This window comes from Dyella acidisoli (assembly GCF_030160295.1).
Taxonomy (GTDB): Bacteria; Pseudomonadota; Gammaproteobacteria; order Xanthomonadales; family Rhodanobacteraceae; genus Dyella_B; species Dyella_B acidisoli.
Genome location: NZ_BSOB01000057.1, coordinates 81,847 through 103,495, shown reverse-complemented (window position 1 = coordinate 103,495; position 21,649 = coordinate 81,847). Strand labels below are relative to the sequence as shown.

Sequence of the window (21,649 nt, the reverse complement as noted above, 5' to 3'; positions counted from 1 at the left end):
GAATGACGGCAGGACAAGATTCCCCATCTGGTCAAATGGACGTCCTAACGTAAGAAAGCAGTGGGCTTCTCGCCAGGTCACGGCGCGCTATCCCCAGCCGCCAGCGACGGCTTGCGCTGGAACCGCTGCGCCAGCCGATCGAAGAACAGATAGATCACCGGCGTGGTGAACAGCGTCAGCAACTGACTCAACGTAAGACCGCCGATGATCGCCAGACCCAGCGGCCGGCGCAGTTCCGAACCGGTGCCGGTGCCGAGCAACATCGGCAGCGCACCCAGCATCGCCGCCAGCGTTGTCATCAGGATCGGACGGAAGCGTAGCAACGAAGCTTCGAAGATCGCCTCTGCGGGCGGCTTGCCGTGATCGCGCTCGGCCTCGAGCGCGAAGTCCACGATCATGATCGCGTTTTTCTTCACGATGCCGATCAGGAGCACGATGCCGATGATGCCGATGATGTCCAGATCCGCACCGGCGACCATCAGCGCCAGCAGTGCGCCGATACCCGCCGAAGGCAGCGTCGACAGAATCGTGACTGGATGGATGAAGCTTTCATACAGCACGCCGAGCACGATATAGACCGCTACCAGCGCCGCGATCAGCAGGTATACCTCGCTGGATAACGAATCCTGGAACGCTTGCGTCGCGCCCTGGAACGACGAGGTGATCGAAGGCGGCAGGTGCACCGCCTGCTCGGCCTGATTCACTTCGGTGACGGCTTTGCTCAGCGACGCACCGCTGGCCAGATTGAAAGAGATGGTCACCGATGGAAACTGTGCAAGATGGCTGATCACCAGCGGCGACTTGGCCACCTCGATTTTGGCGATGGCCTTCAGCGGTACCTGGCCGTTGCTTGCCGTCTGGCTGGGTAGGTACAGATCACCTAGCGATTCCAGCGTCGGCAACTTTTCCGGCTTGGCGACCAGGATCACACGATACTGATTCGACTGATTGAAGATGGTCGACACGATGCGCTGCCCCAGCGCGTCGTACAGGGCGTTATCGATGGTTGCGGGCGTAATGCCGAAACGCGCCGCCAACTGGCGATTCACATTGACATTGACGCTGAGACCTTCGTTGTTCAAGTCGCTGGTGACATCGGTGATCGAGGTGATCTGCTTCATGCGCTCGATCAGCGCCGGCACGTATTGCTGGAAGGCTTGTTGGCTGGGGCCGCGCAGCACGAACTGGTACTGGTTTGGCGAGATGGTCGTATCGAGCGTGAGGTCCTGTTCCGGCTGCAGATACAACTTGATGCCTGGCACGTGCGCCACTTCGTCCTGAATGCGCCGCGCGATCTCGGCGGCGGTTTCGGAACGATCGTCGCGCGCCTTCAGGTTGATGAGGAAGCGACCGTTGTTGAGCGTGGTGTTGGTGCCGTCGATGCCGACATACGAAGTGAGATTGATGACGTCCTGGTCCTTGAGAATCGCCTCGGCAAGCTGCGCCTGGCGATCCACCATCGTGCTGTAGGAGACGGAGTTGTCTGCAATGCTGATGCCTTGCAGTACGCCGACGTCCTGCACCGGGAACAGGCCCTTCGGAATCACTACATACAAAATCCCGGTGATTGCCAGCGTCACCACGAAGGTCGCCAGGGTGGCCGTCTGATGCTCCATCACGAAACGTAAGCCGCGTTCGTACGAGTGCAACAGCTTGTTGAACAGGCCTTCACTGATCCGCTCGAAGCGGCTGGGATGGCGCTCGGCCTGCGCCCGCAGAATGCGCGCGCACAGCATCGGCACCAGCGTGAGCGACACGATACCGGAGATCACGATAGTCACGGCCAGCGTGACTGCGAACTCACTGAATAGCCGCCCGATCACGCCGCCCATGAAGAGCAAGGGAATCAGTACTGCGATCAATGAAATGGTCAACGACAGAATGGTGAAGCCAATCTGCCCGGCACCTATCAGCGCCGCATTCAGCGGTGTTTCGCCTTCCTCCAGATAGCGCACGATGTTCTCGATCATCACGATCGAGTCGTCCACCACGAAGCCGGTGGCAATGATCAATGCCATCAGCGAAAGGTTGTCGATGGAGTAATTGAGCTCGTACATCATTGCCAGCGTGCCGATCAACGACACCGGCACGGAAATGCTGGGGATGATGGTGGCTGGCAGGTTGCGCAGGAATACGAAGATCACCAGCACCACCAGTAGCACCGCCAGGATCAGCTCGAACGCGGCATCGGCAACCGACGCACGGATCACACCCGTGCTGTCGTTGACGATTTCCACGTGCATGCCGGCGGGCAGGGTGGATTCCAGTTGCGGCAGGATGAGCTTGATCTGGTCAACCGTCGCGATCACGTTCGCGCCAGGCTGGCGTTGTACGTTCAAGATGATCGCGGGGGTCTGGTTGTACCACGCGCCTTGTTCGACGTTCTGCGCCGACTGCGTAACGCGTGCGACATCGCGCAGATATACGGGGGCACCGTTCTGGTAGGAAACCACCGTATCTAGATAATCCTTCGGATCCTGGATCTGGTCGTTGCCATTGATGGTGTAGTCGAGATCAGGACCGTCGAAGTTACCCTTCGGCTGGCTCACATTGACGTTGCCCAGCAGCGAGCGCAGATCGTCGATGTTGAGGCCGTAGGAAGCGAGCTTCTGCGGATCGGCTTCCACGCGCACGGCCGGCACGTTGCCGCCGGACGGCGTCACCAGGCCGACGCCTGATACTTCAGAAATCTTGGTGCCAAGACGGTTGTTCGCCACGTCCTGCAGCTGCGTCAGCGACATCGATTTCGACGTGACGGCCAGCGTGAGAATCGGTTGATCGGCCGGATTCACCTTCGCGTAGGTCGGTGGTGCAGGCAGACCGCTGGGCAGCAAACTGTTGGCCGCGTTGAGCGCCTCCTGCACGTTCTGTTCGGCGATGTCGAGATTGAGCGACAGATTGAACTGCAAGGTGATGATCGATGCGCCGGCGGAGCTGCTCGACGTCATCTGTTGGAGGCCGGGAATTTGCCCAAGCTGCACTTCCAGCGGTGCGGTCACCGTGGTGGCCATCACTTCCGGGCTCGCGCCCGGGTAGAAGGTTTGCACCTGGATGGTCGGGTAATCGACGCTGGGCAAGGACGACACGGGCAGAAAACGCATCGCCACCAAACCCACCAGCACCAGCGCGATCATCAGCAGCGATGTCGCCACGGGCCTGAGTACGAACAGGCGGGAGATATTCATTGGTTCACACGCTGCTCGTCACGACGCGGAGGAGGCGGAGCCGGCATCCGAACCGGCGCTGTGCTTTCTTCTTGCGTTGCCATGCGATGCACCGGCCGATGAAGACGGCGCGGGTGCGCCCGCACTGCCTGCGCTTGCGGGCCGCGCTTGCGCAACGCGGATCTTTGCGCCGTCGCTCAAGCGATCCGTGCCGTCCGTGACGACCGTCTGGTCTGGGGAGAGGCCGGAGAGAATGGCGGTGTATTGGCCATCGCTTGGCCCTAGTGTCACCTTGTGCACCGAGACCGAATCGTCGGCATTCACGAGAAATACGTAGTCGCCCGGTGCGCCTGTTTGCACGGCCGGTGTCGGTACCAGCACAGCGTTGTGCAGCGTATCCACCAGCAATTGCACATTGACGAATTCGTTCGGATAAAGCTTTTCGTCCTCGTTGGGGAAATTCGCACGCAGCGTCACCGTGCCGGTGCTGGTGGTCATCTGGTTGCTGATGGCAAACAGCGTGCCGGTGGCGAGCTGTTTGGTGTTGTCGCTGCTGTAGACCGTGACGGGCAGTTTCGCGCCGCCGTTGGTGCGGTCCAGCACTTTGCCCAGCGAATTCTGCGGTACGGTGAATTGCACGGTGGTGGGTTTCATCGTGGTGATCACCACGATGCCGGTTGAACTAGACGCCGTGACGTAATTGCCTGGATCAACCAGGCGCAAGCCGACTCGTCCGTCCACTGGCGCAGTGATACGGCAATAAGCGAGATCGAGATCGAACTGCGCGATGTTGGCCTTGTCCGCCTTCACCGCGGCTTCGGTTTGCTCGACCAGAAATTTCTGGTCCATGTACGTCTGTTCGGCGATCGATTTCTTCTGGTAGAGCTGCGTGTAGCGACCCAGATCGGTGCGCGCCTGATCGAGCGTGGCCTGGTCCTTCGCCAGTTGCGCTTCGGCCTGCTGCTTGCTGATCTGGTACTGGCGCGGATCGATCTGAGCCAGGAACTGGCCTTTCTTTACATCCTGGCCTTCCTGGTAGCCCACTTCGGTGAGGTACCCGCTCAACTGTGGCAGAACTGTGACGGTGGCCAGGGGCGTGACCGTGCCGAGCGAGTTGATGATCTCCGGCATGTCACCCTGATGCGCGGCGGCCACGCTCACGACCTGAGTAGGGGAGCCGACCCTGGCCGGTTTCGTGTTGACGAGGTGGAATACCACTATGGCGATGACCGCCACCACGATCGCCACTGCGATCCATACGCCGCGGTTGCGACGAGAGTATCCGGCTGTTCGCGGGCTATCCGCACTCATAACCATCTCCAAATACCCGCTCCCGAGTTTACAAGAGCGCTTTCAGTTATCGAAATGCACCGCCCGCAATTTAGGCGATTGATGGCCGTCAACGCGACGGTCGGAATCTGCTTTAACGGACCGTCGCGCACATGGTTGACATGTATCGGCACGAACCTGCCAATCCTCAGCGTATTAACACGTTGGCACAAAAGAGTTTTTGGGTCTGTTGATGGCATCCACCTAGTGATAGCGCATGCGTGTGGGCTAAGGGTGAAATTACGCATGGCCGCTTAGCTTGAACTTAGCTGCGTAGGTTGAGTTAGCGCAGCGTAACCCAACAATGTTGGCCGCTTCGATGGGGCTTTGTTGGATTACGCTGCGCTAACCCGATCTACAACCCTAATCGCCTAGCACGATCTTCTGGCGCCTCCACCATGGCGTCACTTTTTCTTCGCGTACCAGCGTGAACAGGCCGGCGCCCAGAATCATCACAATGCCGATCAGCATCGGCCAGTCGAGCTTGTCGCCGAACAGCCAATAGCCGAGACCGATGGCCCATAGCATCTGGCTGTATTGCGTAGGCGCCACGCGGTTGGCTGGCGCGATCAAAGTGGCGTACATCAACAGCACACCGGCCAATGCGGCAAGCAGGCCGTAACCGGCGAGCAGAAACCATTCGTGCAAGTTGGGCCAGCGAAAGTGCGGCAGCATCAGCAGGCCAGCAATGATCAGCGGGCCGGCTACGCCGGCACCATAAAGACTGATGCGCTTTTCATGCGGGCCGGCCATGCGCAGCGCCACTACGGATGCTGCGGCAAACAGGCCGCATATCAATCCAGCGATGTCGCCCACGCCCAACGCGCGAAAGCCGGGCCGCAACACCACCAGCACACCGGCGAAGCCCACGACCACCGCCGACCAGCGGCGCCAGCCAACGTGCTCCTTCAAGAAGATCACCGAGAGGATGGTTACAAAGATCGGCATCAGGAAAATCATCGTGAACACTTCGGCCATCGGCAGCAGCGTGAACGCCGTCACGGAAGCGATGCTGCCGAAGGCGCCGGCTACTGCGCGCACCCACCACAAAGAAGGGCGCTGCGCCGTGATCACATCACGCCAGCGATCTCCCTTGTTCTTGCTCATGATGAAGGGCAGGGCAAAGAGCCCGAACACGGCCCCAAAGAACACCGATTCATAAGGCGGCACCGAGCCGTGCAGTGACTTCACGAAGGCATCGCTGATCGCGTAGGCCGCGAAGCTGGCGAAGCCGAGAAGAATACCTTTGACCATGCAAATTCCGGTGTGAAGCAACTGGGTAGAACGCGGCGCCCATGAGCAGATGCAGGGTTCCCTCGTCCCCATAGTCGGAACCTGAGATTTCCTGCATGTGCCGCATGCAGGATACCGGGCGGGAATGACAAATCCTAAGGAATTTTCGTTGCACGATCCGAGCTGATTTCTACGAAGTCCAATCCGCAAATCCACGATGTGCAACGCTGGATCACCGGCATCGTTCTCGCTCGGTCTACGTCGAATGGCTGGAGGGACGCAACGATCCGTACATCGGCGGCAGCAACTGCGCATAAAGCTTGGCTGCTGGCGGCATCAACCGTTGGAAAGGCCGGGTCTACATAAACATCGCCTACTACTTTTGACCACGCATCAAACAGAACTAAGCGCATGCGTTTGTACGAGCAATTGAATTACAGGGTGCTTAGCATGGCGCCCGTCCAGACACAGGAGCACCTATGCGCAAGGAGCGGAATTTCATCGACGGGCTCTTCGTCGATGTCGACACCGAAAACACCATCAGCGGTTGTTGTGGGATTGCCTGCGGCGCTTTCGGAGCTTTCGGAGCCTAAAGGGCCCGGAAGCGCCGCAGGCAATACCCACCACCACGACATGCCTAGCTGAGAGACGGCGCCCTAGGAGGAACGCTGTTTGCCGCCGGGTCGACGGCCCCTGTTGCACCCCGGCATGACCGCCTTCAGGCGCCCCCGCTACAATGTAGGGCTTCCCCGACTGTTCCTGGAACTCCTATGGCAGCCCGCTTGAATCCACTCGACCTCTATGACGTCCGTTCCCTGCTCACCGACGAGGAGCGCATGGTGCAGGACACGGTGGGCCGTTTCGTTGACGAAAAAGTGCTGCCCATCATCGGCGATTGCTTCGACCAGGGCCGTTTCCCGGCGGAACTGGTCCCGGAAATCGCCAATCTCGGCCTGCTAGGCGCCACCATTCCAGAGAAATACGGCTGCGCGGGCATGAACGGCGTGAGCTACGGCTTGATCTGCCAGGAGCTGGAGCGTGGCGATTCCGGTCTGCGCAGCTTCGCTTCCGTGCAGAGCTCGCTGTGCATGTATCCGATCTACGCCTACGGCAACGAAGAGCAGAAGATGCAATACCTGCCGAAAATGGCGGCGGGCGAAATCATCGGCTGCTTCGGCCTGACTGAACCGCACGGCGGCTCTGACCCAGCCAATATGAAGACTCACGCCAAGAAAGACGGCGGCGACTGGGTCATCAATGGCGCGAAGATGTGGATCACCAACGGCAATCTCGCGCACATCGCCATCGTGTGGGCGCAGACCGATGACGGCATCCAGGGCTTCATCGTTCCTGCCGATACCAAGGGCTTCACCGCGCAGGAAGTGCACAAGAAAATGAGCCTGCGCGCCTCGGTCACCTCCGCGCTGTTCCTCGACAACGTGCGCGTGCCCGATGCGCAGCGGTTGCCGAATGTGAAGGGCCTTAAGGGCCCGCTGGGCTGCCTCACGCAGGCGCGTTACGGCATCACCTGGGGCCCGATCGGCGCCGCGCAGGCGTGCTTGAAGGAAGTGCTGGATTACACGCAAGAACGCGTGCTGTTCGGCCGCCCGCTGGCATCGAATCAGGCGATCCAGTTGAAGCTGGCCGACATGGCCCGCCGCATCACCATGGCGCAGCTGCTGTCGCTGCAACTTGGGCGCCTGAAGGATGCCGGCAAGATGGAGCCCACCCAGGTATCGCTGGCGAAGTGGAACAACGTGCGCATGGCGATCGACATCGCGCGCGATTGTCGCGACATGCTCGGCGGCGCCGGCATCACCGTGGAGCATTCGGCGATTCGTCATGCGCTGAATCTGGAATCGGTGATTACGTACGAAGGCACGGAGACGGTGCATCAGCTGGTGGTTGGCCGCGAGTTGACTGGCATCAACGCGTTCTAGCGCGATCTGGCTTAGTGAGTCCCCTCTCCCTTTGGGAGAGGGTGCCGAGAGGCGGGTGAGGGTTCGGGCGAAGCGCGATACCGACCTTTCGCACAAGCCGTGGTTATCGCGCATTGATCGTACCCTCACCCTAACCCCTCTCCCGAGGGGAGAGGGGCCAGGTTCCAGGTGAGACGAAAACCAGGACTGCACCGTGTCGATCCACGATATCCGCATCATCGAAACCGAACGCCTGATCCTGCGTCCGCCCATCCGCGAGGATTTCGACGCCTACGCCGCGAACATGGCCGATGCAGAGGCTGCGCATTTCATCGGCGGCATGCAATCGCGTCCTGTCGCGTGGCGCGGTTTTCTGACCTTGGCGGGTGCCTGGATGATTCAGGGTTATTCGATGTTTTCGGTGATCGAAAAAGCCACCGGCCACTGGGTCGGCCGTCTTGGCCCCTGGCAGCCGGAAGGCTGGCCGGGCAAGGAAGTCGGTTGGGGCTTGGCGCGCGGAGCCTGGGGCAAAGGCTATGCGTACGAAGGTGCAGTAGCGGCCATCGACTGGAGTTTCGAGCATCTTGGATGGACGGACATCATCCATTCCATCAACTCGGACAACCTCCCGTCGATCGCACTGGCCAAGCGCCTGGGTTCCCGATTCCTGCGTCATTCCCGCTTGCCGGAGCCCTATCAGGACGTCACCGTGGAAGTCTGGGGTCAAACGCGCGAAGAGTGGTTGCTCAAACGAGGGATGCGTTGAATCGAGAGGCATGACTGTGAGCGAGCCTATTTTGCAATCCGTCATCACCTGTCCGCATTGCGGTTTCTCGCAAGAAGAAACCATGCCCGTCGATGCTTGTCTGTTTTTCTACGATTGCCCGAACTGCAAGGCGTTGCTTCGACCCAAGCCCGGTGATTGCTGCGTATTTTGCTCATATGGATCGGTCAAGTGTCCGCCGATACAGCAGAGCGCGAGCACATCGAATGACCATGGCGCCGAGTCGGCATGCTGCGGTCATCGCTCTCAAAAACCGGAATGACTTTGCCCATGATGCAGCTCAGTCCGGCCTTGTGCGAAGTGATTGCGGCCAGCGTGCCGCAGCTGCACACACATTGCCGCGACGAATGGGCGGTGATCGGAAGCGCTGCTGCCGCGCTAGCCGGCGCGGCGGTAGAGGCGGCCGATCTGGATCTGCTGACCAGCGTTGCGGATGCACAGCGTCTGATCGCGTTATGGCCATCGCGCTTGGATACGTCCTACACGCCTGCCGGCGCTGAGCGCTTTCGTTCGTGCTTCGCCCGTTTTCAATTTCCCGGTATGCCGCTCGAAGTCATGGGCGGTCTTGAACTGCACGGTGAGCACGGCTGGCAAGCTGTGCGCTTGAATCACGTCGTGCACGTGAGCGTCGCGGGCATCGAAGTGCCGATTCCTGCACGCGACGAACAAATCCGCATCTTTGAAAGCTTCGGTCGCACCAAAGACTTTGCGCGTGCCGACCTGCTGCGTGCTTTATAAAACATAGCGCGCCAAACCGATCACCCTAGAGAACTTCACCATCATGTCTGCCACTCCCATCGCCGCCCGCCACAAGGGCTTCAACCGCGCCGAGATCGTCGATCAGAACTTCACCGAGTTCGTGCAGCTTTGGCAGGGCGACGTGCGCGCCAAACCGCGCGACCACGAATCCGTGCTGCCGGGCAGTGCGCTGGATGCACGCGGTTTCCGTGAGCTGCTGGAATCGCAGCTGATTTCACGCCATCTCGATCTGATGGCGCGTGTGCTGCGCGTGCAAAACAAAGTGTTCTACACCATCGGCAGTTCCGGCCACGAAGGCAATGCCATGGTGGCGCGACTGACGCGTCATACCGATCCGGCCTTCCTGCATTACCGCTCGGGCGGTTTCATGGCCGAGCGCTTCCGCAAATTGCCGGGCATGGATCCAGTGATGGATTCGGCGCTGTCGTTTGCCGCCAGCAAGGAAGATCCCGCTTCCGGCGGCCGTCACAAGGTGTGGGGCAGCAAACCGTTGTGGGTGTTGCCGCAGACTTCCACCATTGCTTCGCATCTGCCCAAAGCCTTGGGCACGGCCGTCGCCATCGAGCAGGCGCGCCGTATCGGACATACCTTGCCGATTCCCAACGATTCCATCGCCATTTGCTCGTTCGGCGATGCTTCGAGCAATCACGCGACCGCGCAAACGGCGTTCAACGCTGCAGCATGGACGGCCTATCAGAAGCTGCCTGCGCCCGTGCTGTTCGTCTGCGAAGACAACGGCATCGGCATTTCGGTGAAAACGCCCAGCGGTTGGGTGGCGAACAACTTCCAGCATCGCAATGATCTGGATTACTTCTTTGCTGATGGCCTGGACTTGGCCAGCGGTTACGAGCAGGTGCAGCGCGCGGTGGATCATTGCCGCGAAACGCGTCGGCCCACGTTCCTGCATTTGAAGACCACGCGCATCATGGGCCATGCCGGCACCGATTTCGAAATCGAGTGGCGCAGCATCGAAGAACTGGTGGCGGTGGAAGCGTCCGATCCGTTGCTGCGTTCCGCTGCGATCGCCTTGGAATCGGGGCTCTATTCGAAGGACGAACTTCTCACCTTGAACGAAACCCTGCGCAAGCGTTGCTTTGCCGCGGCGGAAGATGCAGATCGCCGCCCCAGGCTGCAAAGCCTGGACGAAGTGATGACACCACTCGCGCCGTACACACCGGGTCAGGTGAAAGCCGAAGCCGAACGCACCGACTATCAGGACAAACGCGTTGCCGTGTTCGGCGGTGAAGAGAAGTTGCCGGAGAAGCAGCCGCCGCGCCATCTGGCCATCCAGATCAACCAGGCCTTGCACGACCTGATGGCGAAGTATCCCGAATCGCTGCTGTTCGGCGAGGACGTGGCGCAGAAGGGCGGCGTGTACACCGTCACCAAGGGTTTGAACAAAACCTTCAAGGGCAATCGTGTGTTCAACACCTTGCTCGACGAAACAGTCATCCTCGGGCTTGCGCAAGGCTATGCCAACATGGGGATGCTGCCGATTCCGGAAATCCAGTATCTGGCGTATTTTCACAATGCCTGCGACCAGATTCGCGGCGAAGCGGCATCGCTGCAGTTCTTCTCCAACGGCCAATACCGCAATCCGCTGGTGATGCGCGTGGCCTCGCTCGGCTATCAGCGCGGGTTTGGCGGTCACTTCCACAATGACAACTCGATCGCTGCATTGCGCGATATTCCCGGTCTCGTCGTCGGTTGTCCCAGTCGCGGCGACGATGCCGCCACCATGCTGCGCACGATGATGGCGCTGGCGAAAGTGGATGGCCGCGTGTGCGCGTACCTGGAGCCGATCGCGCTGTACATGGCCAAGGATCTCTATGAAGCCGGTGACGGCCAGTGGCAGTTCACTTATCCCGCAACCGGCGAAGCGATGACGTTGGGCGAGGGCCGCGTCTACAACGATGAGGCCAACGATCTGGTGATTTTCACCTTCGGCAACGGTGTACCGATGGCCCTGCGTTCGGCGCGTACCATCGAAAAAGAACTGGGCTGGAAAGTACGTGTGGTCGATCTGCGTTGGCTTGCTCCGCTCAACGATGCCTTCATTGCCAAGCAGGCGAAGAACGCCAAGCACATTCTCGTTCTGGACGAAGGTCGCAAGAGCGCCGGTGTGGGCGAGGGCGTGATCACTGCCATCGTGGAAGGCGGTTGCGGCAGTACACCGCTGGAACGCGTGGTGGGCGCGGATACCTATACGCCACTGGCGGGCGCTGCGTTCCTGGTGCTACCGGGGGATGTAGAAGTCGTCGCAGCGGCGAAGAAGCTTGCTGATCGTAAGTAAGCTTATGTATTGATGAAGGATCGTAACCCTCATGGCCGTCATTCCCGCTTTCGCGGGAATGACGGCCATGTGGTTAACTGTTCCCTGGTCTGGGCGGATTGCGATTGGCATACATCTCCGCACGCCGCTCATACGCATGCGCATGATTGCGGCCATTGAGCTTCACGAAATACATCGCCTGATCCGCACGCTCGATCATCGATTCGAGTGTATCGCCCATGCTGCGCATCGCCAGGCCAATGCTCACGCTCAGCCGCAAATCTTGCTGGTCGACAGGAATTTCCAAACGATGCACGCGTCGGCATAGGCGCGTAGCGACTTGCATGGCCTGCTCCTGGTTCACGTCGTGCAGCATGGCGACGAATTCTTCACCGCCATAACGGCCTAGCAGATCGGTGGGGCGAAGTTCGCTGCTCAGTACCTGGGCTACGGTCACCAGCGCGCGGTCGCCGGCCGCATGGCCCTGCAAATCATTCAGCACCTTGAAATGATCCAGATCCAAAAACAACAGCGCGATGAGTCGATCCGACTTGCCTACATCAGTGAGCAACAGGGTAGCGGCTTCAGACCAGGCACGCCGGTTGAGGATATTGGTGAGTGCATCGCGATCGGCCAGCACGCGCACGCTGTCGCGATCATGCCGCATGGTGAGCGCGCGGTCGGCCAAGCCCAGCGACAGCACGATCGCCTCGAACGCGCCCATGCCGATGCTGGCGTCATTGAGCCAGTCGAGACTCGGCAGTGCGCCAGTATCTTGTGCGCTGGTCAATGCGGTCAGCACGAGCAGCGGCGTCCAGCCGGCGAGGAAAAACCATGCCTGCCGCGAACCTCTTGCGCCCGTAACCAGCGCCGTCAGCAGCAACAGCAGTGCGCCCAGGATCAGCACCGGATTGACCAGTGTCTGCGCCATCATCACCAACTCGGAAATGCCGGTGCAACGCATCAGCACGATCAGCGGCATGGCAAAACCCAATGCCACCACAGGCACGCGTAACGCCGGTGCGTAACGCTGGACGTCGCAGAAGCGGCTGATGAAGAGCGCGGCGAACGATACCGACAGCGCTACTGCCGACGCGCCCACCAGCACTTCCGATCCGGCCAGCCAGCCCAGGCCAAGCGGATGGAATAGAAAGCCGGTCTGCACGCCTTGCACCACTACGTAGCAAAGCATGTAGCCGGTGTACCAGGCAAAGGTCACGTCACGCAGCATGATGGCAAAGCACAGCGCCATCAGCGCCATCGCCACCATGACGGCAAAGCATGCCGTGGCAAAGGCCAGCCAGTTGGCGTCTTCGCGCAGATAGTCGTCGAGGCTTTGCAGTTCGAAGTGTTCGGGCGCGGCAAGGGTGCCGCTGGGTTCGAATTTCAGCAGCATCGGTCGCGGCGTTCCCTGGCCGCCGGGAAGATGAAATGCCAGTCGCCCATGGCCATGGAGGGCGCCATCGACATTGTCCATGGCAAGCGTGCGGCCATGGTTCTGGCCGTCATAGAGCGTGACCGACCCCGGTGGGGCGGGATAAATCGACAGGACGCGCTCTTCTTCCGCGCCGGCCGCATTCGGCTGCAATACCACCCAACTGCCAAGGTCATTGCGCGGAAACCGCTGCAGCAACGAAGGATTGAAAGGTTTGAACACGCCTTGTCGGAATGCATCCAAGGCTGACGCAGGCGTGTCGTTCCGCGTCACTTCGCGCCAAGCCCCCTTCAGCGGGGTGCTCCCACTAGCCTGGACCGGGGATGGCAGCGCGCAAAAGAACAGCAAGACGGCCAAAAGCCACCTTTGCAACAGGCCTGGTTTGCACACAGCCTCCCCCGACACCTCAATTCCCCCGATCCTTGAAGTGGTCCTACGCTTCCGCTTCTTATTAGTTGGATGGGTTGCTCCGCGGCTGGCAGGCTTTCTGGTGGCCTGCTACTCCCCTGACTATCGCGGACAATCCCTGAAAGAACGTTACCGCCATTGTGGGCGCGTTGTCGCGTAGCAAAACGCCCGTCTCCCTGTTATGCATGACACGTGCCAGCGCTTCGGCATATGTCTATTCGCACCATTTCACGCTGGATAGCACACCGTTGGCGCATGTTGCCCGATGCCCGTAAGCGCACTTACCGAACTTTCCCTCAGGAGAAAGACATGACGGCAATCAAGGTGGCGGTATTGGTCGGCAGCCTGCGCAGGGATTCGTTCAACCGCAAACTGGCGAAGGCGGTGGAGAAGCTGGCGCCGGAGGAACTGTCGTTCGAGCACATACGCATCGACAACTTGCCGCTCTACAACCAGGATTTCGACGGTGACTACCCACCGGTCTGCCAACAGCTCAAGGCGCAGATCAAGGCTGCGAATGCCTTGTTATTCGTCACGCCTGAATACAACCGCTCGATTCCGGGTGTGCTGAAGAATGCCATCGATATTGCCTCGCGCCCCTATGGCAGCAGCGCGTTTGCCAATAAACCGGGAGCGGTGATCGGGATTTCCGTGGGTGGCACGGGCACGGCGATGGCGCAGCAGCACCTGCGCAATATCCTTGCCTATCTGGATGTACCGCTGATGGGGCAGCCTGAGGTATTCGTGAAATTCAGCGATGGCCTGATCGACGACGAGGGCAATGTCGGTGTCGACAGCACGAAGAAGTTCTTGCAGGGGTTTGTGGATCGTTACGTGGAGTGGGTGAAGCGGCACGTACACGCGTGATGCGACTACACACTGATTTTCGTTCCCTCTCCCCTCTGGGGAGAGGGCTAGGGTGAGGGGGCAATCTTGCGATGCTGGTCAGTCGTAGCGTCGCTTTTTTGAGGCTTCAGGCAAGCCTTGACCCCTCACCCCAACCCTCTCCCCGAGGGGAGAGGGAATAAAAAAGCAGGGCAGCAATCAAGGCGCAGCAGGCGCGCCCGCGCCGCAATACTTCTCCAACAACTGCTGCTGCGCGTCGTGTGCCGGTTGCCCGTCGTTCGGTTGCAGGCGTGAGTAATTGCCGTCCGTGTGCAATTGCCACGCGGTGGTGTTGTCAGTGAGGTAGAGATCCAGCTCCTTGCGGATGCGCAGGCGCAGTTTCTTGTCCTCGATCGGGAAGCCGGTTTCGACCCGGCGATCCAGGTTGCGTTCCATCATGTCGGCGCTGGCCAGATACATGCGTTCGTCGCCGTCATTGGCAAACCAATACACGCGACTGTGTTCGAGGAAGCGACCAACGATCGAGCACACGCGGATGTTGTTCGAAACGCCAGGAATGCCTGGACGCAGACAGCACATGCCGCGGACCAGCAAATCCACTTTCACGCCGGCGATGCTGGCTTTGTACAGCGCACGGATCATCTTCGCATCGGTAAGTGCGTTGATCTTGATGATCATGTGCGCCGGCTTGCCAGCTTGGGCGTGCGCCGTTTCGCTCGCAATCATCTCGAGCAGCGATTTCTTCAGCGTGAACGGCGCATGCAGCAGCTTCTTCATCTTCAGGAGCTTGCCCATGCCGGTGAGTTGGCTGAAGAGTTTGTGCACGTCTTCGCACAGCGCTGCATCAGAAGTGAGCAGGCTGTAGTCGGTATACAGGCGCGCGTTGCCGCTGTGGTAGTTGCCGGTGCCCAAGTGCGCGTAGCGCTGCAGTTTCTGGCCCTCGCGACGCTGGATCAGCATCATCTTGGCGTGGGTCTTCACGTCGACCACGCCGTAGATCACCACTGCGCCGGCTTGCTGCAGACGCTGGGCCAGGCTGAGGTTGGATTCCTCATCGAAACGCGCGCGCAGTTCCACCACCGCGATCACTTCCTTGCCGGCGCGTGCGGCTTCCACGAGTGCGTCGACGATTTCGGAGGTGGCGCCAGTGCGGTACAGCGTCTGCTCGATGGTCAGTACGGCCGGATCTTTCGCCGCTTGGCGCACCAGGTCGACCACCGGTGCAAAGGACTCGAAAGGATGCAGCAGCAACACATCTTGCTTGTTGATCACCTGGAACAGGTCTTCCGCTTTCTTCAATGCCTTGGGAATGGCAGGCACGAAGGGCGGATATTGCAGATGCGGACTGTCGCTGCGATTGATGATGCCGAACATGCGCGTCAGGTTCACCGGGCCGTTTACCTCGTACAGTTCCGCCTCGGTCAGGCCGAACTGCTTGAGCAAGTAATCGGTGAGTTTCTTCGGGCAGTTGTCCGCCACTTCCAGTCGCACCGCGTCGCCGAAGCGGCGCGAGAACAATTCGCCGCGCAGTGCGCGGGCGAGGTCGTCCATTTCTTCCGGATCGATGGTGAGATCGGCGTTGCGCGTAAGACGGAATTGGTAGCAGCCGAGCACCTCCATCCCGGGGAACAGTTCCTCCGCATGGGCATGAATGATCGACGACAGCAGCACGTAGTTTTCGCCGCCTTCGCACACGTCTTCCGGCAAGCGCATGATGCGCGGAAGCACGCGCGGCGCTGGCAAAATGGCCAGGCCCGAATCACGGCCGAAGGCATCTACGCCTTCCAGTTCGACGATGAAGTTGAGGCTCTTGTTGACCAGCAGCGGGAACGGATGAGTGGGGTCGAGGCCGATCGGCGTCATCATCGGCGCTACTTCCTGGCGGAAGTAGCGCTGCACCCAGCGTTTTTGCGCTGGCGACCAGTTCTCGCGGCGCACGATGCGGATGCCGTACCGATCAAGTTCCGGCAGCAGACGCTCGTTGAGGATGGCGTATTGGCGCGCGATTTGGCGGTGCGCGATATCGCTGATTTCCGTCAACGCCTGCTTGGGCGGAATGCCGTCGGGCCCGACGATCTCGTGACCGAAGGCAAGCTGGCTCTTGAGGCCGGCCACGCGGATCTCGAAGAACTCGTCCATGTTGCTGGAGAAGATCAGCAGGAACTTCAAGCGTTCAAGCAACGGCGTGCGCTCATCCAGCGCCTGCTCCAGCACCCTGTTGTTGAACTGCAGTTGCGACAGTTCTCGGTGAATGTAGTGTCCCTTGTCATTGAGATCGACGACGGGAGCAGCTTCGATTTCGGGTGCAGTGGCGCTGGCGGCTGACATGGCGTCTTGGTCGTTGCGTTTGCTCATCAATGCATCATTCCGGTGATTGTCCGTGGCGGCGTCATTGGGTCGAGTGTGCCACGGTGCTGACATGGTGTAGCTGCGCGTTGACATGGTTATGACATCAGTCGCAGAAACGACCTGTCATGACAGGTCTTTGGTTGCCAGGTAGTGACTGGGTGCAGCCCCCAGCGTACGCCGAAATGCGGCGGTAAAGGCGCTGGTACTGCTATAGCCGAGCTCCATCGCGACGCGCGTCACCGGCTGCCCACGGCCGAGCCGTGCCAGCGCGGCGAGCAGGCAGGCCTGTTGTCGCCAGTCGCTGAAGCTCATGCCGGTTTGCTCGCGGAACAGGCGTGTAAAGCTGCGGCGGCTCATATCAGCCTTCCGCGCCATCGTATCGATGTCCATGTCCAATGAAGGTGATTGGAGCAGTGCGCGGCACAGGTTGGCGAGTCGTGGCTCCTGCGGTAGCGGCGTGCTGAGGGGCAGGGACGGCATGCGGGCGATTTCTGCTACGAGCAGTTGCATCAAGTGATCGTCGCGTCCGCCGAGTGCGTATTCGGCCGGAAGATCCACGGCTTCCGATAGCAGGGCATGCAGCAGGGGCGACACACTGATGACCGTGCAGCGTGCGGGAAGTCCTGCTTTCTTCGCGACTTCAGGCAGCACATAGGCGCTGCGCGTGCTCGTAAAGCCACCCATGTGCACCGCATGCGTCACACCTGGGGGAATCCACAAAGCACGCGTCGGCGGCACGACCCAACTGCCCTCGCTGGTGTTGACGGTGAGCACACCGGTGATGGCGTACAGGCACTGACCACGCTTGTGGGCGTGACCCGGCAAGACGTGACCGGCGGCGTAGTCGTTGCCGGTGGCGACGACGTCGCGCGGTATGTCTTCGTAGCCAATGACCCGGGTGTTTCGCATGCCGTGCCTTGCGTCTGGCCCAATTTCGACAGAAGTTGACCCGATAGTGTATGCGGGCCGAAGGAGGCTACTTTAAGGTGGCGTCCTGCAACCGGCAATTTCGCCGTCCCCAATCCCCCAAATCATGCAGAACTCTGCCGAATCGGTTTCCCTGCCATCGACCGCACCGCGCACGGATTACGGCATCCTTGGCGCAATCAGCTTTTCGCACCTGCTCAACGACATGATCCAGTCGTTGATTCTTGCGATCTATCCGCTGCTGAAGAACGATTTCCAGCTCAGTTTCGGGCAGGTGGGCCTGATCACGCTTACCTATCAGATCACCGCTTCGCTGCTGCAGCCGCTGATTGGCACGGTGACCGATCGCAAGCCGATGCCTTATTCCTTACCCGTGGGCATGGGCTTCACGCTTTGCGGTTTGCTGCTGTTGGCTACGGCGCCGAATTTCCAGGTGCTGTTGCTGGCCGCTGCGCTGGTCGGTACCGGTTCTTCCGTGTTCCACCCGGAATCCTCGCGCGTGGCGCGCTTGGCATCGGGCGGCCAGCACGGCTTGGCGCAGTCGCTGTTCCAGGTGGGTGGCAATACCGGGTCATCGCTTGGACCGCTGCTGGCAGCCTGGATCATCGTGCCGCACGGGCGCGGTAGCGTGGCGTGGTTTTCGCTGGCTGCCTTGTTGGCGATGGTCGTGCTGATGCAGGTGGGACGCTGGTATCAACTGCATCACGTCAGCCGCAGCAAGATGGTGCGTCATGTCGCCGGTGAAGCGTTGAGTCGCGGCAAGGTGTACCTGTGTCTGCTGGTGCTGGGGTTGCTGATTTTCTCCAAATATTTCTACCTCGCCAGCATCAGTAGCTACTTCACTTTCTATTTGATCCACACCTTTGGCGTTTCCGTGCAGGCGGCGCAGATGCATCTGTTTATTTTCCTGTTCGCCGTTGCAGCGGGTTCGCTGATAGGCGGGCCGGTGGGCGATCGGGTAGGGCGCAAGTGGGTGATCTGGATTTCGATTCTCGGCGTCGCACCGTTCACGCTGGCGTTGCCGCACGCCAACCTGTTCTGGACGAGCGTGTTGTCCGTGCTGATCGGTTTGATTTTGTCTTCGGCGTTCTCGGCCATTCTGGTTTACGCGCAGGAACTGATTCCGGGGCGCGTGGGCATGATCTCCGGATTGTTCTTTGGTTTTGCGTTCGGCATGGGCGGCATCGGTGCTGCAGTGCTCGGCCGCGTGGCGGATGCGCACGGTATCGACTACGTGTATTCGCTGTGCGCGTATCTGCCGTTGATTGGCGTGCTGGCGGTGTTTTTGCCGGATCTGGAAAAGCGTCAGCGTGCGTGAATCCGTTCTTAGGCCAACACCCTGGGCGTCGCCAAGATCTGGCCATACGTTCCGTCTCGAGCGATCCTGCCGCCCTCTAGCTCGAAGATCAGATCGCAGTAGCGCAACGACTGGGTTCTATGCGCGACGACGATTATGGTGCGATCACCTCTCAACGTGTTGAGCATCTCGACGATCTCGCTTTCGGCGGCAATGTCCAGCGCGCTCGTCGCTTCATCCATGATCAACACTGAAGCATCGCGATACAGCGCTCGCGCAATGGCTAGCCGTTGTCGCTGCCCACCGCTCAAACGGCTACCGCGCTCGCCGAGCCGCTCTTGAAGGCCGTTGGGAAAGGCTGCCACGCACTCCTCCAGGCACGCCTGCCGTACCGCTGTTTCCACACGTGCGATCTCGATCTGCTCAGTGGGGACACCCAGCGCGATATTCTCCGCAAACGTCGCATCGAGCAGGAATGCCTGCTGTGGGACATAGGCGATGGTGGAGCGCCACGCGTTCCAATTCGTGTTGTCGAGCGTCACTCCGTCAACCTCGATGCATCCCGATTGCGGTGCGAGCAATCCACTGACCAGATCGAGCAGGGTCGTCTTGCCGGAACCGTTGCTCCCTATGAAACCTACGACCGAGCCTGCGGGAATAGCGAGCGAGACGTTCAAGATCGCCGCGGGGCGATCGGCTGCATAGTGAAAGCACACCTCGCGCAAGCGGATTTCCTCGCGTGGCCTGCCGTGCCACATCGCTCGTTCCGCTTCGCTGGGAGGTAGCATCTCCTCAGGCGGAAAGCGGGGCATGTCGAGGTTGATGCTGACGAATGCGGGGTGGTCGGCACGAATCTTCACTACCGCGGTAAATGCCTGGTGCAGCAACGGTAGCAGTCGATATGCGGCAAATCCGACGAAGCTCAATTGGGCTACCCACGGGCCGGCGGCACCGGCGCGGCTGCGAAAATACAGGGCGACACCAACGAGGCAAATAACAGTCACGCATTCGAGGATATATCGCGGACTCTGCGAGACAGCAAAGATGCTGAATAACGCACGCGAGTACGCTCTGCATTGTCGGGCGAATCGCTGCACGAACAGCTCGCGACCTTGCATCAGAAGGATTTCCTTGATGGCGCCCAGACTCTCATTGACTGTGGTGACCCGCTCGGCGCCATAACGGCCTGCGGCCTCTCCGTTGCGCAGCAACTGCTCGCGGGCAAAGGCGTAGATTACCGCATAGATCACGCCCAGCCCCGCAAATACGGCCACGGCGACCGGGGCATTGAGCAACACGATAGAGGCGACGACGCAGAGCACCGTTATGGCATTCGTTACAAGGAGGAGTCCTTGCTGCAGAAGCCCCGACGTCACGCGCGCGGTCTCGTGCAGTACCTTGGTGGCGAGCACCGAGCTGTTGTTGCGCAGATGGAATGCGTAGTCGCGTAGCAGGTATCCATGGAACAGGCGAACGTAGAGCATATCGCCGACCCGGTAAGCAAACCGATTGATCGCCAGCTGCCCGAACAGATTCACGACATTCGACAGCAGAACCATCGCGGCAAAGGCCACTCCTAAAGCAATCAGGAACGAAGTCTCGCTGCTGAACTGCAGGCGCCGGAAAATCTCTTGCAGGATCGCGTTGTGTTGGATGATGTACGGATTGGCGAGCGCGGTGAAGAAAGGAACGACGGAGGCGATGCCACCGACCGTGCAGAAAGCCATCACCACCGACAGCAGTTGCAACCCGACCAGCCGCCACCGCTGACGATGATCGAGCAAGCGCCAAAGAGCGAGTACTGTTGACATGAGGGGCTCAGGAATGCCGGGGCCTGAGCGCGTAACGCGCCCGGCGCAGGACGTTCTGCGCGGATGTTGGAATCAGTGCCCGCGCGGTCGCTTCCGCCGCGATCAACCACCACTGACTGTAACGCCACGAGTAGTGCGCGCTCCCAAGCACGGTGGCAAGAGCGGATAGCTTGAATCCATACACTGCCTGACTCCTCGCGAGGAACGCGGAAGCCATGGCGATCCGCCTGTGCAAGATCCCCCGGGTGTGGGCACCCATGGCGTATCGACGGATCGTCTTGAGCGCGACGACGACGTCGTGGCAGGCACTCACATCGTCACAGCAGTGCTCTGTATGGCGTCGGATCATAACGAGCGGCTGATCGATACAGTCGGCTGCGCCACGTAGCGCGAAGCGCGCCGCAAGCTCGTAGTCACTGCACCATCGCATCGACTCGTCATACGGGCCTACCTCATCGAAGAAGTCCCGGCGGACCACTACGCTCGACTGTGCGATCGTGGTCTCTGCACGCAACAGGGCATCGATGATCCAGCCATCCGCCGCACTGAATTGCGGTGCCCTGGGCAGGGGGGTCAGTGATGCGTCGACCAGGCGGAATCCGGTGTAGCTCCACTTGCGGTCGCTCTTCGCACGCAGGGAAGCGATCTGTGCTTCCAACTTGGTAGGAACCCACACGTCATCGGTATCCAGAAAAGCGATGTATTCGCCGGACGCCTCACGCAACCCAGCGTTGCGCACGGCCGCGACGTTACCGCGGTGCGGGAGTCGCAGCAGCCTGACACGTGGTTGTTGCTGTTGCAGCTGGTGCATGTACGCGACCGTTTCGCTGCCGGAGCCATCATCGGCAAGAATCAGCTCCCAATCCCCAAAGGTCTGTGCGAAGACCGACTCGACCGCAGCGCGCAGAAAGTGCGGGCGATTGAATATCGGCACGATGATCGAGACGACAGGTCGCATGATGTTCTCCGATCATGCTTGTCTGAGAATTGGAGGAGCGAGTGGTGTGTCCCGGTGATTCCGCAGGCGCCCACACGTTTCTGGGCGTTCGTGCGCCAGGTCAGCTGGCGTGCGGGAGGCCTGCGGATTGCACATTTTGAAAACTTTGGCGGCATGCA

General features: G+C 60.1%; 15 protein-coding genes. 7 read left to right on the top strand and 8 right to left on the bottom strand.

Annotated features, from left to right (window positions below; translation table 11 throughout):
• Nucleotides 1-77: 77 nt before the first annotated feature.
• The 3 genes from QQJ86_RS20670 to QQJ86_RS20660 form a co-directional block, all read right to left on the bottom strand.
• Nucleotides 78-3,185, bottom strand: a complete 3,108-nt coding sequence (locus tag QQJ86_RS20670; RefSeq protein WP_284322868.1) for an efflux RND transporter permease subunit — start codon at nt 3,183-3,185, stop codon at nt 78-80.
• Nucleotides 3,186-3,203: 18 nt separating this feature from the next.
• Nucleotides 3,204-4,475 (bottom strand): efflux RND transporter periplasmic adaptor subunit, encoded by a 1,272-nt coding sequence (locus QQJ86_RS20665; RefSeq protein ID WP_284322867.1) that lies wholly within the window; start codon nt 4,473-4,475, stop codon nt 3,204-3,206.
• Nucleotides 4,476-4,856: 381 nt separating this feature from the next.
• Nucleotides 4,857-5,747 carry a DMT family transporter gene (locus QQJ86_RS20660; RefSeq protein ID WP_284322866.1) on the bottom strand — a complete coding sequence of 297 codons (891 nt, stop codon included), beginning with the start codon at nt 5,745-5,747 and terminating at the stop codon, nt 4,857-4,859.
• A 749-nt stretch (nt 5,748-6,496) separates the two neighbouring features.
• Between QQJ86_RS20660 and QQJ86_RS20655 the strand changes: the two genes are divergently transcribed.
• From QQJ86_RS20655 to QQJ86_RS20635, 5 genes are all read left to right on the top strand, one after another.
• Entirely contained in the window at nt 6,497-7,666 is a 1,170-nt protein-coding gene (locus tag QQJ86_RS20655; RefSeq protein ID WP_284322865.1) for an acyl-CoA dehydrogenase family protein, read from the top strand.
• 193 nt (nt 7,667-7,859) lie between these two features.
• On the top strand, nt 7,860-8,411 hold the full coding sequence (locus QQJ86_RS20650) for a GNAT family N-acetyltransferase (RefSeq protein WP_284322864.1): 552 nt from the start codon (nt 7,860-7,862) through the stop codon (nt 8,409-8,411).
• A gap of 10 nt (nt 8,412-8,421) precedes the next feature.
• Nucleotides 8,422-8,691, top strand: coding sequence for a GDCCVxC domain-containing (seleno)protein (locus QQJ86_RS20645; RefSeq protein WP_425604603.1), 270 nt, complete (start codon nt 8,422-8,424; stop codon nt 8,689-8,691).
• An 8-nt stretch (nt 8,692-8,699) separates the two neighbouring features.
• On the top strand, nt 8,700-9,167 hold the full coding sequence (locus tag QQJ86_RS20640; RefSeq protein WP_284322863.1) for a nucleotidyltransferase family protein: 468 nt from the start codon (nt 8,700-8,702) through the stop codon (nt 9,165-9,167).
• Between the two features lie 43 nt (nt 9,168-9,210).
• A complete protein-coding gene (locus QQJ86_RS20635; RefSeq protein WP_284322862.1) occupies nt 9,211-11,481 on the top strand; it encodes a thiamine pyrophosphate-dependent enzyme in 2,271 nt (756 codons plus the stop codon).
• Nucleotides 11,482-11,554: 73 nt separating this feature from the next.
• Here QQJ86_RS20635 and QQJ86_RS20630 read toward each other — a convergent pair whose 3' ends face one another.
• Nucleotides 11,555-13,168 (bottom strand): sensor domain-containing diguanylate cyclase, encoded by a 1,614-nt coding sequence (locus tag QQJ86_RS20630; protein WP_284322861.1) that lies wholly within the window; start codon nt 13,166-13,168, stop codon nt 11,555-11,557.
• Between the two features lie 444 nt (nt 13,169-13,612).
• On the opposite strand from QQJ86_RS20630, the gene QQJ86_RS20625 reads away from it, so the two are divergent.
• Nucleotides 13,613-14,170 carry an NADPH-dependent FMN reductase gene (locus QQJ86_RS20625; RefSeq protein ID WP_284322860.1) on the top strand — a complete coding sequence of 186 codons (558 nt, stop codon included), beginning with the start codon at nt 13,613-13,615 and terminating at the stop codon, nt 14,168-14,170.
• 177 nt (nt 14,171-14,347) lie between these two features.
• On the opposite strand, the gene ppk1 is transcribed toward QQJ86_RS20625, so the two are convergent.
• Nucleotides 14,348-16,477: a polyphosphate kinase 1 gene (gene ppk1 / locus QQJ86_RS20620; RefSeq protein ID WP_423372974.1), complete on the bottom strand. Its 2,130-nt coding sequence runs from the start codon at nt 16,475-16,477 to the stop codon at nt 14,348-14,350.
• A gap of 144 nt (nt 16,478-16,621) precedes the next feature.
• Complete coding sequence (locus QQJ86_RS20615) at nt 16,622-17,407, bottom strand: AraC family transcriptional regulator (protein ID WP_284322858.1); 786 nt, start codon at nt 17,405-17,407, stop codon at nt 16,622-16,624.
• Between the two features lie 124 nt (nt 17,408-17,531).
• Between QQJ86_RS20615 and QQJ86_RS20610 the strand changes: the two genes are divergently transcribed.
• Nucleotides 17,532-18,743 (top strand): MFS transporter, encoded by a 1,212-nt coding sequence (locus QQJ86_RS20610; protein WP_345782839.1) that lies wholly within the window; start codon nt 17,532-17,534, stop codon nt 18,741-18,743.
• A gap of 8 nt (nt 18,744-18,751) precedes the next feature.
• On the opposite strand, the gene QQJ86_RS20605 is transcribed toward QQJ86_RS20610, so the two are convergent.
• Complete coding sequence (locus QQJ86_RS20605) at nt 18,752-20,533, bottom strand: ABC transporter ATP-binding protein (RefSeq protein ID WP_284322857.1); 1,782 nt, start codon at nt 20,531-20,533, stop codon at nt 18,752-18,754.
• Between the two features lie 7 nt (nt 20,534-20,540).
• Entirely contained in the window at nt 20,541-21,491 is a 951-nt protein-coding gene (locus QQJ86_RS20600) for a glycosyltransferase family 2 protein (RefSeq protein WP_284322856.1), read from the bottom strand.
• Nucleotides 21,492-21,649 lie beyond the last annotated feature (158 nt).

What these genes read in the sequence shown, in the direction of transcription:
- QQJ86_RS20660 (WP_284322866.1), bottom strand. Translation starts at nt 5,747, where the DNA reads ATGGTCAAAGGTATTCTTCTCGGCTTCGCCAGCTTCGCGGCCTACGCG.
- QQJ86_RS20665 (WP_284322867.1), bottom strand. Translation starts at nt 4,475, where the DNA reads ATGAGTGCGGATAGCCCGCGAACAGCCGGATACTCTCGTCGCAACCGC.
- QQJ86_RS20600 (WP_284322856.1), bottom strand. Translation starts at nt 21,491, where the DNA reads ATGCGACCTGTCGTCTCGATCATCGTGCCGATATTCAATCGCCCGCAC.
- QQJ86_RS20640 (WP_284322863.1), top strand. Translation starts at nt 8,700, where the DNA reads ATGATGCAGCTCAGTCCGGCCTTGTGCGAAGTGATTGCGGCCAGCGTG.
- QQJ86_RS20610 (WP_345782839.1), top strand. Translation starts at nt 17,532, where the DNA reads ATGCAGAACTCTGCCGAATCGGTTTCCCTGCCATCGACCGCACCGCGC.
- QQJ86_RS20670 (WP_284322868.1), bottom strand. Translation starts at nt 3,185, where the DNA reads ATGAATATCTCCCGCCTGTTCGTACTCAGGCCCGTGGCGACATCGCTG.
- QQJ86_RS20645 (WP_425604603.1), top strand. Translation starts at nt 8,422, where the DNA reads ATGACTGTGAGCGAGCCTATTTTGCAATCCGTCATCACCTGTCCGCAT.
- QQJ86_RS20625 (WP_284322860.1), top strand. Translation starts at nt 13,613, where the DNA reads ATGACGGCAATCAAGGTGGCGGTATTGGTCGGCAGCCTGCGCAGGGAT.
- QQJ86_RS20655 (WP_284322865.1), top strand. Translation starts at nt 6,497, where the DNA reads ATGGCAGCCCGCTTGAATCCACTCGACCTCTATGACGTCCGTTCCCTG.
- ppk1 (WP_423372974.1), bottom strand. Translation starts at nt 16,477, where the DNA reads ATGTCAGCCGCCAGCGCCACTGCACCCGAAATCGAAGCTGCTCCCGTC.
- QQJ86_RS20605 (WP_284322857.1), bottom strand. Translation starts at nt 20,533, where the DNA reads ATGTCAACAGTACTCGCTCTTTGGCGCTTGCTCGATCATCGTCAGCGG.
- QQJ86_RS20635 (WP_284322862.1), top strand. Translation starts at nt 9,211, where the DNA reads ATGTCTGCCACTCCCATCGCCGCCCGCCACAAGGGCTTCAACCGCGCC.
- QQJ86_RS20615 (WP_284322858.1), bottom strand. Translation starts at nt 17,407, where the DNA reads ATGCGAAACACCCGGGTCATTGGCTACGAAGACATACCGCGCGACGTC.